At 34.9% G+C, this 12,819-nt stretch carries 19 protein-coding genes; 13 read left to right on the plus strand and 6 right to left on the minus strand.

All coding sequences use genetic code 11. The features are described from left to right. The first annotated feature begins 92 nt into the window (after positions 1 to 92). Both NSQ92_RS08695 and NSQ92_RS08700 read left to right on the plus strand, forming a co-directional pair. Complete coding sequence (locus tag NSQ92_RS08695; protein WP_047944832.1) at positions 93 to 314, plus strand: WYL domain-containing protein; 222 nt, start codon at positions 93 to 95, stop codon at positions 312 to 314. A 402-nt stretch (positions 315 to 716) separates the two neighbouring features. Further along, entirely contained in the window at positions 717 to 1,028 is a 312-nt protein-coding gene (locus tag NSQ92_RS08700; RefSeq protein ID WP_047944831.1) for a CotD family spore coat protein, read from the plus strand. A gap of 118 nt (positions 1,029 to 1,146) precedes the next feature. Here the strand turns inward: NSQ92_RS08700 and NSQ92_RS08705 are convergent, their stop codons facing one another. The 3 genes from NSQ92_RS08705 to NSQ92_RS08715 all read right to left on the minus strand — a co-directional run bounded on the left by NSQ92_RS08705 (position 1,147) and on the right by NSQ92_RS08715 (position 1,997). Beyond that, positions 1,147 to 1,257, minus strand: coding sequence for a YjcZ family sporulation protein (locus NSQ92_RS08705; RefSeq protein WP_061798981.1), 111 nt, complete (start codon positions 1,255 to 1,257; stop codon positions 1,147 to 1,149). Between the two features lie 280 nt (positions 1,258 to 1,537). Continuing rightward, positions 1,538 to 1,639, minus strand: a complete 102-nt coding sequence (locus tag NSQ92_RS08710; RefSeq protein ID WP_141231624.1) for a YjcZ family sporulation protein — start codon at positions 1,637 to 1,639, stop codon at positions 1,538 to 1,540. 199 nt (positions 1,640 to 1,838) lie between these two features. Then, the gene (locus tag NSQ92_RS08715; RefSeq protein WP_167555731.1) at positions 1,839 to 1,997 is read right to left on the minus strand and encodes a hypothetical protein; all 159 of its coding nucleotides are present in this window, start codon (positions 1,995 to 1,997) and stop codon (positions 1,839 to 1,841) included. Positions 1,998 to 2,308: 311 nt separating this feature from the next. On the opposite strand from NSQ92_RS08715, the gene NSQ92_RS08720 reads away from it, so the two are divergent. The 6 genes from NSQ92_RS08720 (at position 2,309) to NSQ92_RS08745 (ending at position 8,539) form a co-directional block, all read left to right on the plus strand. Next, a complete protein-coding gene (locus tag NSQ92_RS08720) occupies positions 2,309 to 2,890 on the plus strand; it encodes an LOG family protein (RefSeq protein WP_047944829.1) in 582 nt (193 codons plus the stop codon). A gap of 42 nt (positions 2,891 to 2,932) precedes the next feature. Then, the gene (locus NSQ92_RS08725) at positions 2,933 to 3,775 is read left to right on the plus strand and encodes a GNAT family N-acetyltransferase (RefSeq protein ID WP_251687186.1); all 843 of its coding nucleotides are present in this window, start codon (positions 2,933 to 2,935) and stop codon (positions 3,773 to 3,775) included. Positions 3,776 to 3,815: 40 nt separating this feature from the next. Then, positions 3,816 to 4,340: a YfiT family bacillithiol transferase gene (locus tag NSQ92_RS08730; RefSeq protein ID WP_251687188.1), complete on the plus strand. Its 525-nt coding sequence runs from the start codon at positions 3,816 to 3,818 to the stop codon at positions 4,338 to 4,340. Between the two features lie 581 nt (positions 4,341 to 4,921). After that, positions 4,922 to 7,249, plus strand: coding sequence for a xanthine dehydrogenase family protein molybdopterin-binding subunit (locus NSQ92_RS08735; protein WP_341152579.1), 2,328 nt, complete (start codon positions 4,922 to 4,924; stop codon positions 7,247 to 7,249). Next, positions 7,239 to 8,063, plus strand: coding sequence for an FAD binding domain-containing protein (locus NSQ92_RS08740; protein WP_061798972.1), 825 nt, complete (start codon positions 7,239 to 7,241; stop codon positions 8,061 to 8,063). Before NSQ92_RS08735 ends, NSQ92_RS08740 begins: the two co-directional genes overlap by 11 nt. Beyond that, entirely contained in the window at positions 8,063 to 8,539 is a 477-nt protein-coding gene (locus NSQ92_RS08745; protein ID WP_047944824.1) for a (2Fe-2S)-binding protein, read from the plus strand. Before NSQ92_RS08740 ends, NSQ92_RS08745 begins: the two co-directional genes overlap by 1 nt. 50 nt (positions 8,540 to 8,589) lie before the next feature. Here the strand turns inward: NSQ92_RS08745 and NSQ92_RS08750 are convergent, their stop codons facing one another. Together NSQ92_RS08750 and NSQ92_RS08755 are read right to left on the minus strand one after the other, a co-directional pair. Beyond that, positions 8,590 to 8,739, minus strand: coding sequence for a DUF4021 domain-containing protein (locus NSQ92_RS08750; protein WP_082138457.1), 150 nt, complete (start codon positions 8,737 to 8,739; stop codon positions 8,590 to 8,592). Between the two features lie 76 nt (positions 8,740 to 8,815). Continuing rightward, a complete protein-coding gene (locus tag NSQ92_RS08755; RefSeq protein ID WP_047944823.1) occupies positions 8,816 to 9,379 on the minus strand; it encodes a CBO0543 family protein in 564 nt (187 codons plus the stop codon). A gap of 144 nt (positions 9,380 to 9,523) precedes the next feature. Here NSQ92_RS08755 and NSQ92_RS08760 point away from each other — a divergent pair, with 144 nt between their 5' ends. Beyond that, on the plus strand, positions 9,524 to 9,652 hold the full coding sequence (locus tag NSQ92_RS08760) for a hypothetical protein (RefSeq protein WP_268874835.1): 129 nt from the start codon (positions 9,524 to 9,526) through the stop codon (positions 9,650 to 9,652). A gap of 153 nt (positions 9,653 to 9,805) precedes the next feature. Further along, complete coding sequence (locus NSQ92_RS08765; protein WP_047944822.1) at positions 9,806 to 10,276, plus strand: YbaK/EbsC family protein; 471 nt, start codon at positions 9,806 to 9,808, stop codon at positions 10,274 to 10,276. Positions 10,277 to 10,501: 225 nt separating this feature from the next. Here NSQ92_RS08765 and lexA read toward each other — a convergent pair whose 3' ends face one another. Continuing rightward, the gene (lexA, locus tag NSQ92_RS08770) at positions 10,502 to 11,122 is read right to left on the minus strand and encodes a transcriptional repressor LexA (RefSeq protein ID WP_047944821.1); all 621 of its coding nucleotides are present in this window, start codon (positions 11,120 to 11,122) and stop codon (positions 10,502 to 10,504) included. Between the two features lie 156 nt (positions 11,123 to 11,278). Here lexA and yneA point away from each other — a divergent pair, with 156 nt between their 5' ends. The 3 genes from yneA (at position 11,279) to NSQ92_RS08785 (ending at position 12,714) form a co-directional block, all read left to right on the plus strand. Further along, positions 11,279 to 11,590 (plus strand): cell division suppressor protein YneA, encoded by a 312-nt coding sequence (gene yneA, locus NSQ92_RS08775; protein WP_047944820.1) that lies wholly within the window; start codon positions 11,279 to 11,281, stop codon positions 11,588 to 11,590. Positions 11,591 to 11,612: 22 nt separating this feature from the next. Continuing rightward, on the plus strand, positions 11,613 to 12,275 hold the full coding sequence (locus NSQ92_RS08780; protein WP_047944819.1) for a YneB family resolvase-like protein: 663 nt from the start codon (positions 11,613 to 11,615) through the stop codon (positions 12,273 to 12,275). A 205-nt stretch (positions 12,276 to 12,480) separates the two neighbouring features. Then, positions 12,481 to 12,714: a DUF896 domain-containing protein gene (locus NSQ92_RS08785; RefSeq protein ID WP_047944818.1), complete on the plus strand. Its 234-nt coding sequence runs from the start codon at positions 12,481 to 12,483 to the stop codon at positions 12,712 to 12,714. The last annotated feature ends 105 nt before the right edge of the window (positions 12,715 to 12,819 follow it).

Genomic DNA, 12,819 nt, shown 5'->3' on the forward strand with positions numbered 1-12,819 from the left:
AGTAAAAAGTTTATTAATAAGAACATTCGTTCGTAAATAACTTGATTAAGAACAAATGTTCTTGTATAATAAGAAAGAAGGAGGAGTTAACGATGGTAAAGCAATTAGAAAAAGCGCGGAAAGAAAAAAGACCAATTGAGATTATCTATGTGAAAAAGGATAATGCTGTCTCCCAGCGTACGATTCTGGTGTATGGAGTCACAGACACATACATAAAGGCCTATTGTCTAAAAAAGAAGCAGCCACGCATTTTCAAGTTGGATTCCATCTTAGCAGCCTCCTTTGTTAAAAAGACATATCCATTGTATGCTTAGAAGCTTTCTCTTGAGGAGATTGCTTTTTATTTTATGAACTAGATAAAAATGAATTTTGGGCATGGATGTAGGAGCCAGTAAAGATATTTCAGCTTTGTATCGTTCTGTCTATAAAAATGGGTATCTATTATATTAGATTGTGAAACTATAAGCTTTTGCTCTAATTAGTGGATCATAAGCTTTGTTTGCTAATATTATAAAATGCTCCGATTTCTATGTGTTTGGCTTTATTAAAAATATTCATATTTACTATACATATTATCCGCGTTTCTAGTAATAGACTTTATTCTTAGTAGTTCTGCATATTTTGACAAAGAATAGTATAAAAGCTCGAACAAGCATTGTTTCCTTCCATAGTATATATTGTAAGTGAAATTCAATAATTGAAAGGAGTGATAGAGAATGGGTCGTCATAATAATAATGTTGGTGGTTCAGCTCATAACAAACATTGCAATAAATGTTCTAATCGTGTTTCCCCAGTAGAAGATATCATCCATCCAACTAAAACGGTTGTACGTACAACAACAAATAAACGCAGAATCCGTAATATTCATCCAACAGAAATCATCAATGTAAATAGAACGGTAGTCCGTAATGAAAACTTTTTCCCTGTAACAGAAAGACAAGTAAACGAAACAGTAGTACAAGATTTTGATTGTGGATCTGATATCAATAACTCAAATAATTGCAGACCAAGAAGAAGATTCTTCTAATGGTAAGGAGAAAAGGGCACCTGTTGAAAATAGGTGCTCTTTTTGTATATAGAGGGTTTGTATTTCAAAAAGAAGAACATAGAAAAAGAAAGCACAAAGCGTGCTTTCTTTTTACGGATTAATAACTTCCTAAAAAGGAAGCTCCAACGATAATTAACAAGATGAACAAGACAACTATTAAAGCGAAGTTACTTCCGTAACCGCTGCCACCGCCGTAATATTCTGACATTTATGCCACCTCCTTCTACTAGTTACAATATATATTATGTAAGCATGTATAAGAGTGAATGGACAAGAATCACATAGGAAAAACAAAAGGCATTTTCATTAAAGAACTTGCAGCTGATAAATAATAGAATAGATATTCTCCATAAAAGCAAAAAAGCCTCAAGAAGAGGCTAACATTATGTGGTTATGGAAGGCTGTGTTAGTCATATATTGCTTAATTGAAGAAAAAGGCCATATCCATGCACACATATACCAATTCTTGAGCCCTTTCGCAATCTTTATTAATAACCGCCTACATAAGATGCACCGATGATAATTAATAAAATAAATAATACGACGATTAAAGCAAAGTTTCTTCCAGATCCGCCTCCATATTCAGACATATCAGTCACCTCCATCTATAGATTTACTATATGATATGAAAGTAACCGACTATGGTGTGGACAAGTTCATTAAAAAACGTTAAATATGTAAAATGATCAATAACCCTAAAAAGGGATTTATCTAGGGGGAGATAACTAGATAGCGCTTACTATTATATCTAAATATAAAACTGTACTAATTTCATCAAAAAAAATTAAACTATTGTGTGCAGACATCTTCTAACTTTGTAAGCTGTGAATTATGTACAAGTTCAACTTTAAAAACATTATAAATATCCCTAATTTCCCAATAACCTGTATCATAGCAAAATAAAACTTTGAACACTCTGCCTTTATACAAAACCTTCCCTTCTGCCATTATAAACCTCCTTGATATTAGGTATACTTATATATGGTTTCTTTTCCACTTACCCAATTTTGAAAGCAAATAAACTTATTTTTTCATTTTTTTTTTTGAAAAACTAGGTTTCTGTTTATTCTGTGCTATGAATCTAAGTAAAATCATAAAAATATATTAGGAAATTAGTAAAAATAAGACTTCTTTTAAGCCGATAATCCAGTTAGAATAATAGGAAGGAGAAAAATTTTCCATTTTCAACATTCTTATCAATTAGTTGAACTAAGGTAGTGAATAGAAAATTGCACGATTCTCAAAATGGAGGGATCAAGATGAAAAGAATTGCTGTGTTCTGTGGTTCAAGTACAGGTGCTTCTCCAATATATATGGAAGAAGCAATTGCGTTAGGGAAGGAATTAGCAAGAAGAAAATTAGAACTTGTATATGGTGGATCATGCGTAGGTTTAATGGGAGCCATTGCAGACAGTGTGGTGGAAGCAGGAGGAAAAGTAATTGGTGTGCTTCCAGACTTTTTGCAAGAAAAAGAGATAGCACATCCAGCTTTAAGTGAGTTGATTATTGTTAAGTCCATGCATGAACGAAAAGCGAAAATGACAGAGCTTGCAGATGGCTTTATTACTCTTCCTGGCGGGGCAGGAACAATGGAAGAATTTTTTGAGATATTTACTTGGGCTCAGCTTGGATTACATAAAAAACCTTTAGGGATTTTGAATATTAATCATTATTATGATCCTCTTGTGGGATTAATTAATCATATGGCGGATGCGGAATTTTTGCAAGAGCAATACCGTTCCATAGCGATAGTGGATGCTAATCCAAAACAATTACTTGATCAATTCACTACATACACCCCGCCAGCCATTAAAACGTTCATTGAAGTAAGTCAGTCGTAATTTTTTATCCCTTAAAATATTCATGATAGGAGTAGAACAGCTATGTATCTAGTACAGAAGTTTTATGATTTAGAAGATTTCAAGAAAGTGATGATTCCTCATTTAGAAAAAGATGAAGCAGTAAATGGGTTGCCTCTTGGAATTTTAATGAATGCTAATCAGGATATGAAGCCAACTGTAATGGCCGGCTTATATGATAATGAACAACCTATTCTTATGTTATTGCAGACACATCCAAAACAAATCATAGTCGCTGTGTTTGAAAGGATCTCGCCTAATGATTTACCACTTATCAGCAAGTTGATTCATGAAAGCATCACCGAAATTCCAGGGTTAATTGGAGATAAAGCAATTGTAGAAGAAATAGCGATGCATATTGCCTCTTTGCGCAGCTTAAAAGTTGTCCTTGGGATGGATCAACGTATTTATCAATTGAAGGAATTAAAGAAAAAGGCAGATCAAACTGGTATTTTTAGATGGGCGGATAAAAGTGATCAGGCCATCATCCAGCAATGGGTTTACGATTTCGCAGCTTCGGTCAATCAGCCGCTGGAAATCGACCAAGCTGCTAAACGGGCAGAAGAACTAATTGAAAGCAACCGGCTTGCTTTCTGGGAAGTAGATAATCAGGTAGTCAGCATGGCTAATGCAAGCAGACCGACGAAAAATAATATAACGATAAATTTTGTTTATACACCAAAGGAATTCCGAAAAAGAGGGTATGCATCAAATTGTGTTGCAGAGCTTACACAACGATTATTATCCTCTGGGTTTTCCTCTACGAGTCTCTATACGGATATAACAAATCCTACGTCCAATAAGATTTACATGGAAATTGGATATGAGCCAAAGATAGATTCTATCTTACTATTTTTGGAGAAATAAGCTATTCCAAAATTAAAACGTCGATGAGGAGGAATAAAATATGGATGAAAAATATCCAATTGGCTTATTTGAATGGCAAGATGAAATTACCGAAGAAGTCTTACAACAATGGCTTTCAGAATTGGAGGAGTATCCTGATAAACTTGCAAATGCAGTTGAGTCTTTAAAGGAGGAGCAGTTAGATACTCCATATCGAGATGGTGGCTGGACAATTCGTCAAGTGGTACACCATGTAGCAGATAGCCATATGAATGCATATATCAGAACAAAGTTAACTTTAACAGAAAAAGAGCCAACGATTAAACCGTATGAAGAAGCACAATGGGCAGAGCTCTCCGATTCTGCACTACCTATTTCTATCTCGCTCCAATTACTTTCTTCCCTTCATGAAAGATGGACATATTTACTGCGAGCCATTCTTTCTACAGAAGACAGGAAAAAAGAATTTTTTCATCCTGAAAATGGAAAGCAGTCGATTGAATTATTAGTGGGAACGTACGCCTGGCATGGTCGTCACCATCTTGCTCACATTATCAATTTATGTAAAAAGATGGGGTGGGATTAAGAAGATAGTAGGAAAGCTTACACTCTGTAAACAAGGGATTCTTTGAATCTAAATAGTTTTCCGAAAAGGACGAATTTAATTTCATTTATCTGCTTAAATAGATTTTGCAAAGATAATGGCGGTGTGATTCGCAGCCGGAATACAGAAGGATCGTGTCAGCCACGATTGCTTTATGCTTGCAGGCTCTTACGTCTTGTTGGGCAATTTTTTTATGTGTATTCCGGTTACTTTGTTTATTCTTTCATTTATGATGAAATTTTCTTACAGAATAAAAAAGTACTCAATTATATTGTTTGAACCACTTAACTATTATATAGTAGCTATCTCCTCATTAACCATTACTAAATTTATAGACTGTTCTCTATTTGTTTATTTTCTTCAGTAGACAAGAGGGATGGTTAACGGATTTACCTCAACCCTTCATAAAAATTTCCTGTTTTTTGCTTACACCATCTATATTTTGAAAATAAAATCATATACATATAGAGATTTGTATATAATTGACCGTGTCTTTTTTTGTTTGAATGATCTCATAAAATCTATTCTAGAATAATATCGGGGAAAAGAAGAGGAGGGGCACTGTGACGTATATTGGAAAAAGTGTTTTTCGAAAAGAATCCCTCGAAAAAGTAACAGGGAGAGCAAGGTATACCGCTGATTACCTAGCGAGTGATGCTTTACATGTGGAAATGGTGAAAAGCTCGTATGCTCATGCAAATATTCGCTCTATTGAAATAGAGAAAGCACAAAGGCTAGATGGCGTACGAGCGATTATTCTCGGAGATAATCTTCCTTTAATTGGGGAGGAAGTAATTGATCGACCTGCCCTTGCATTCAATAAAGTACGTTATTACGGGGAAGTCATTGCGCTAGTTGTAGCGGAAAATATTTCTATTGCCAAAAAAGCAGCACAGCTTATCCACATTGAATACGACCCTCTTCCAGTGGTAAATTCTCCGTTACAGGGTTTAGAAGAAAACGCGCCACTTGTTCATGAAAATTTGCTTGATTATACAAAAGACGAAGGAATATACCCGGTAGAAGGAACGAATATTATCAATCATACTAAAATCAGAAAAGGGGATATTCAGGCTGGTCTGCAGGAAGGGGAAGTCAAAATAGAATCTCATTTTTCCATTCCTTTATCAGATCATGCCGCAATGGAGACAAGGGCCGCTCTCTGTGAAATTTTGGAAAGCGGGATTGTCCGAATTGTAACCAGCTCTCAAGCCCCTTATATGGTGAAAAAGATTATCAGCAGGGATTTCAAGGTGGAAACAGGAAAGGTCGTTGTAGAAACTCCCTTTGTTGGTGGTGGCTATGGTGGCAAAGCATCTGTACAGCTTGAAATATTTGCTTTTATTGCATCAAGAGCAGTCGGCGGGCGAAAAGTACGTCTATTTAATACAAGAGAAGAAGATTTTGCAGTTTCACCAGTACATATCGGTCTAGAAGCAACCATACAACTCGCTTGTACAGAGGACGGAAAACTAACCGCTGCAAAACTGAAATATGTATTTGATGGGGGAGCGTATGCTGATAAATCACCACACCTTAGTACAGCTGGGGCAGTTGATTGTACAGGACCTTATAACATAGAGAATGTTTGGTGTGATGCTTTATGTGTATATACCAATCATCCTTATCCTGCTCCTTATAGAGGCTTCAGTCATGGAGAGGTACATTTTGCTTTTGAAAGAGCAATGGATATGCTGGCAAAAAAAGTGAGGATGGATCCTCTTCGGTTTCGCAGAATAAATGCAATCCGCCCTGGTGATACCACACCAACACAAGTGTTATTAACAAGCAGTAAAGTTGGAAATATTGAAAAATGCATTGATCGATTACATGAATTAATGGATTGGGAAAAAGGACAATTAGAAGAAATTTCCCCTAATAAAGTACGTGCAAAAGGAATCGCATGCACCTGGAAAAATTCAACTATTGGTCCTAGCGTCAGTTCAGGTGTTATTCTTACCTTTAATTCCGATGGGAGCATCAATCTTATGTCCGGATTAGTGGAAATAGGTACGGGAACAAAAACGGTCTTGGCACAAATTTTAGCAGAGAAGATGAAAATGAAGGTGGAGAGAATTCATGTAAGAATGACCGTAGATACACAAACAGAACCAGAACATTGGAAGACAGTAGCAAGCAGAGGTACGTTAATGGCCGGCAGAGCAGTAATGGCTGCAGCAGATGATGCTATTCGCCAACTGAAAAAAATGGGCGCAATTGTATTAAGGGCTTCAGAAGATGACATAGAGGTTGCTAATGAAACAGTATATCTACGAGATAATCCCCAAAAATTAGTGCCGTTTAAAGATATAGTATATGGATACACCTATCCAGATGGCAATTCTATAGGTGGGCAAATTATTGCAAATGGAAGCTATTCACTTACTGGATTAACGAATTTAGACCCTGAAACTGGTGCAGGGAATCCTGGTCCTGAATGGGCGGTCGCAGCACAAGGTGTCGTAATAGAGATAGACACAAAAACATTTCGCTACAAAATTCTTAAAGCGATAACCGTTATGGATATAGGCGAAGTATTGAACTACAAAGGAGCGCTGGGACAAATAAAAGGAGCAATGAGTATGGGGATTGCATGGGCAGGAAGGGAGGCATTTTACTTTGATAAGAATGGCAGGCTTCTTAATCTGCAATTACGAACCTATCGACCACTAAGGTTTGGCGAACATCCCAATTATGAGGTAGCAATCATTAAAACTCCTCATTTAGAAGGGCCCTTTGGAGCAAGAGGGGCAGGAGAACATGGTTTGATTGGTATTCCTGCAGCAATAGCAAATGCGCTTTCCAAAGCAGTTAATCATGAATTGACCCGGTTGCCTTTGACTCCAGAATCCATCTGGCGACAGACAAAGGAGGGAGCACATGGGTTTTGAATTTTGGAAGACTTCAACTATCGATCAAGCATTAGCGCAATTTGCCAAAACCAAGATGGAAAATCGACAACCTGCTTATTACGCTGGTGGTACAGAAATCCTTACATTACAAAGAATTCAACAGTTAAGTATTGATGTAGCCATTGATATTAAAGATATTCCAGCTTGCCTTGTTCATCAGCTGAAAGAAGACTATCTTGTTTATGGTTCCTGTCTCACTCTAACTGAAATAGAGGATCAAAATCATTTTCCATTATTAACAGATATCTGCAAAGAAATTGCCGATCATACAGCGAGAAATAAGATAACAGTCGGGGGGAATATTTGCGGTGCTATTTTTTATCGAGAGGCTGTTTTACCGTTCCTTTTGACAGACAGCATTCTAGTGCTTGCTGGCAAAAATGGATTGAGAACAGAATATATTCATGATGTTTTTCATGAGCAATTACAGCTTAAAAATGGAGAATTATTTGTGCAGGCATTTATTGAAAAAAGGTACATATCTCGTGAGTATATTGCCATTAAAGTGAGACAGCAATGGGAAACCGGTTATCCGTTAATTACAATTGCTGCTTTAGAAATAGATGGTGAAATTCGAATGGCCTTTAGTGGCTTATGCCCATATCCGTTCCGTTCCATTACATTAGAAAACATAATGAATAATCGAATGCTTAGTCGGCAAGAACGTATCGATCAAATCGTAAATCATCTGCCTGCTCCCATTTTAAATGATGTGGAAGGATCAGAGGAGTACCGTATATTTGTTCTTACAGATCTTTTAGAAAAAGTAATAGCACGACTGGAGGTAGATTGATGGGAGAGAAAGAACCTAATTTGCAGACGATGAAGCTGCGTGTCAACAGGCAAAATCATTTAGTAGTCATTCCTCCAAATAAAACTTTGCTAGCTGTATTAAGGGAAGATCTATTTTTAACTGGATCTAAGCCTGGCTGTTTCAATGGAGATTGTGGAGCTTGTACTATTATGGTCGATCAAATGGCGATGAAATCGTGTTTAATGCTTGCAATGGAAGCAGTCGGAAAGGAAGTAGTAACAATCGAAGGGTTAGAGAATAGTCCTCTTCAGCAAACATTTATCGAGGAATTTGCTTTCCAATGCGGGTATTGTACATCAGGTTTTATTATGAACGGCCATGCACTGCTACTAAATGAAAAAAATCCTAATAAAGAAAAAATAAAAGAATGGCTAGAATCGAATATATGTCGCTGTACAAGTTATGAAGAAATTGAAACTGCAATGTTAAAAGCGATAGAAAGAAAGAAAACATAAGTTTAAATACCCCTGTAGTCCTAATATGTATGCTGCAGGGGCATTTTTACTTATTGTTTTAATTGAGTATTCGAGTTATGACGCACGTCTTCTTCTTTTGTTTCCGCCATACCATATAAACCATTCATTTCTTGTTCATCTTCATCTAGACCTAATCGATCTTGCAGGTTTGTATCTTTTCCATTAGGATCTTTCATCATTGTTCACTCCTTTTTGGGTTATTACTTTTGTTAGTTTGCGAAAAAATGAAAATTATATGTGATGAAAAAGAAAAGGCTAATTAGGAAGTGTCTTCTTTATTTTTTCAAAAATACTTTTCAAGATAAATCCAAGTATGATAAAACCAATAAAGGATCTTGTATGGGACCAATGTTCTCCTAATTCAAACATTTTTCGCAGTATAAATAATGGTTCAATAATATAAGAAAATAGAATCGACCAACCTAAAGTTGCTAACATAAAGTGTTTCCAATTACTAAAATATTGATAGACAATCATAGCTGATATCGGAATGATGACCAAATTAGCAGGAATTAGAGGGGTGATAATGGGGATAATTTTGTCTGGATAGCTCCATAGCATAAACTCAGTACCAATAACATCAAGGAGCATGCAAAAAGTGGCACACACCATTCCATAAGAAAAAATTTCAAAAAAACGATTTTTATCCACGAGTTTCCACCAAATAAAATAAGGAATAATGGTTGCGAGAAATAGAATCCACCAGTTCGGCGATAAAAAGTCATGCTGCAACCAATGATCGATGGAAAGGTGGGTTAATTTTTCTTTTTCTTGTTCGATTTCAATATTGCTGGGATAGTGTAAGATAAAACTAAACATGTATGTCACCACTTTTTATCCTTGATTTAAAGTAGAATTTATAAAATTAGTATGAGTATAGGAAAAATTTTTATTAGTATTATTTTTGTATACATAAATTTACCAATAAAGAGGATATTAATAGCTATAAAGGTGGGGTAAGACGTGAAAAAAAAGTGGAAAAAATACAAAGTCTATATTATTGGGTTATTTTATATCCTCTTTATTAATGCGCTAATTGCAGCAAGCTATATTATTGGGTTTAAGGAATTAAAAAAACTAATTACTTTCTAATCCATTTATATTATATTGTGGCCACACAATATATAAAGTGTCCTTTGTTAGTTAGAGGACTCTTTTTTATTTTATAAGGGTGACAGTATTTGAGCTGAGAACAGTTAAGTGATATATTTATAATATTAAGAAAATTTTAAGGGGTGGCCATCATTGTCGTTAGAAAATGTACAAGCATATTTAAGTAAATGGAATAGAGAGAAAGATATACGAATATTTACAACATCTAGTGCAACTGTTTTAGAGGCTGCTGAAACATTAGGGGTAGAACCACAAAGAATTGCAAAAACATTGTCATTTCGTAAGGACAATAATGCGATATTAATTGTTGCAGCAGGTGATGCCAAAATTGATAATAAAAAATTTAAACAAGCTTTTTCGGAAAAACCAAGGATGCTCTCACCAGAAGAAGTTTTAGAAAAAACTGGTCATGCTGTAGGCGGTGTTTGTCCTTTTGGTTTAACGGAAGATTTACCTGTCTATTTGGATGAATCATTGAAGCGATTTAGTACGGTCTTTCCAGCTTGCGGCAGCAGCAATTCAGCTATTGAATTAACCAATGAAGAACTTTATATCTACGGAAATGCAGTGGAGTGGGTGGATGTATGTAAAGATTGGGAGTGATAGAACAAAAATAAATTATTTGAACATAAAGTAGGGATAATAGATGCAAATTTCTTTTATTTATTAGCTAAAAGGATAATCGCGCAATATAATCACAATAACATGTTTTAGAATTTTAATATGAGAAGGATTTAGTAGCTTTTAAGGGAATTACATAGTTAAAGAAGGCTTACCACATAGTGATAAACCTTCTCTATTTCCAGTCTTCCATTCTACTTTTAAATATTATTGAATATGACGATATACACCAATTACTTTTCCAAGAATGCTTACATTTCGCAGGATAATCGGTTCCATTGTGCTATTCTCTGGCTGAAGGCGAATAAAATCGCGTTCTTTAAAGAATCTTTTAACAGTAGCTTCATCTTCCTCTGTCATTGCCACTACTATATCTCCGTTATTAGCTGAATGCTGCTGCCTTACAATTACATAATCACCATCTAAGATTCCAGCCTCAATCATACTTTCTCCCATAACTTCGAGCATGAATATTTGTTCGTCACTAGGTGCTAATCTTTCAGGCAGTGGAAAATATTCTTCTACATTTTCAATTGCTGTAATAGGCATACCCGCTGTTACTTTTCCGACCACAGGCACATTAATAATATTATATTTTGGTATATTGCTTTCTTCAAGATCCAAAATCTCAATCGCTCTAGGTTTCGTTGGATCTCGACGAATTAATCCTTTACTTTCTAATCTTGCCAAGTGGCCATGAACCGTAGAGCTCGATGCAAGACCAACAGCTTCTGCAATCTCACGTACAGAAGGGGGATATCCTTTTAGCTTTACTTCTTCTTTTATGTATTCTAGTATGTCTAATTGCCTCTTTGAAAGCTTCTGCATTATATGCACCTCGTTATTTTATTCTTGTCATAATTATAGCATGTTTAAGAATAGGATACAAACATAAGTTCTATTTTATTGTTGACAGGAAACGTTTGTTCGTATTAAACTAGATTCATAAACGAACATACATTCTAAAAAAAGGTGGAATTATAGATGTCTAAATTGTGGGAAAAATATTCATATACTATTATTCTTTTAATTTGTGGTTTTATAGCGTGTATTATAATTGTAATTAATACGGGTGAAGCAGATTCTAGCAAATATGTATCCGTTACTGTGAAAAATGGGGAAACTCTCTGGGAAATATCTAATGAATATGCAGGCTCTTATAATATGTCAAAAAAACAATTTATTAAATGGGTAGAACAACAAAACAATATCTCTGCAAATAGTATTTCGGCAGGAAAAGAAATACTCATCCCAGTACGTGAAGAGGATCATCAACTAATGTTGGCATCAGAATAATAGAAAAGGACTAATAATAGTAATGAATAAGGAAAAGAATGCGATTATCTATTGTCGAGTAAGTACAGATAAAGAAGAACAGACTACTTCTCTTGAGCGACAGGAAGAGGAATTATTACAATTGGCAAGTAAAATGGGCTTTGAAGTGAAAGAAATAATCTCCGAAAGAGCAAGTGGATACGATTTAGATAGAGAAGGATTATTGGACCTTTTATCGCGGATAAAGGAAAAGGATATTTCGTCTATTCTTATACAAGATGAGACAAGATTAGGCAGGGGAAATGCTAGAATAGCGATTTTACATTGTATATTAAAGGAAAATATTAAAGTTTATAGTGTTTCCTCTTCTGGAGAACTTACACTTTCTGAAGCAGATGAAATGGTATTAAAAATTGTAAGTATTGTAGAAGAATATCAGCGAAAGATACATAATTTAAAAATAAAAAGAGGAATGAAAAGAGCTGTAGAAAATGGATATCGCCCAGATAGAAACTTAAAAAACTTAGGAGATCATTCAGGAAGGCAGAAGATAGATGTTCCTATTGAAGAAGTGGTGAAATTAAAGCAAAATGGGTTAACTTTTGCAGAAATAACTTCTACATTAAAAGGATTAGGCTATAGCTTTTCTAAAGCTACTATTCATAGGAGATATCAAGACTATATAGAGCAAAGAAAAGAAAAGTAATGCAGAAATCTTCATGTCAGTCTTTTCAATAGGAAACTGCTTTTATTTATGTTATAATGGATTTCATCAAGCCAGTTACAAGTAAACTGGGCTTTTTTATTTTATTACAGCTTAAATTAAAACACACAGTTAGTGCGTTATTGACTATGGTAAGACAAGTTATCTTATCACACAATCATGAAAAATTTAATAAAAGGAGTATAATATGTATCCTAAAAATAAACTTGATCGTATAAATGAACTTGCAAAAAAGAAAAAGGAAACAGGCTTAACGCTTGAAGAAGCAAAAGAACAAACAAAATTACGCGCAGATTATTTAAAAAATTTTCGTTCAACTATGGTAAATACAATTGAAAATGTAAAAATTCTTGATCCAAATGGAACGGATGTAACACCTCAAAAGATTAAAGATATTCAAAATAAAAAGAAATTACACTAATTTTTCCCTTTAACTCTAGCCTTAACATTTATATGTTAAGGTTTTTTTATGTTTTCTAAAGGAATTTATGGGTAAAATACAAAATAAATGTCGAAATTATATAGT

The organism is Niallia sp. FSL M8-0099 (genome assembly GCF_038006945.1).
Classification (GTDB): domain Bacteria; phylum Bacillota; class Bacilli; order Bacillales; family Cytobacillaceae; genus Niallia; species Niallia circulans.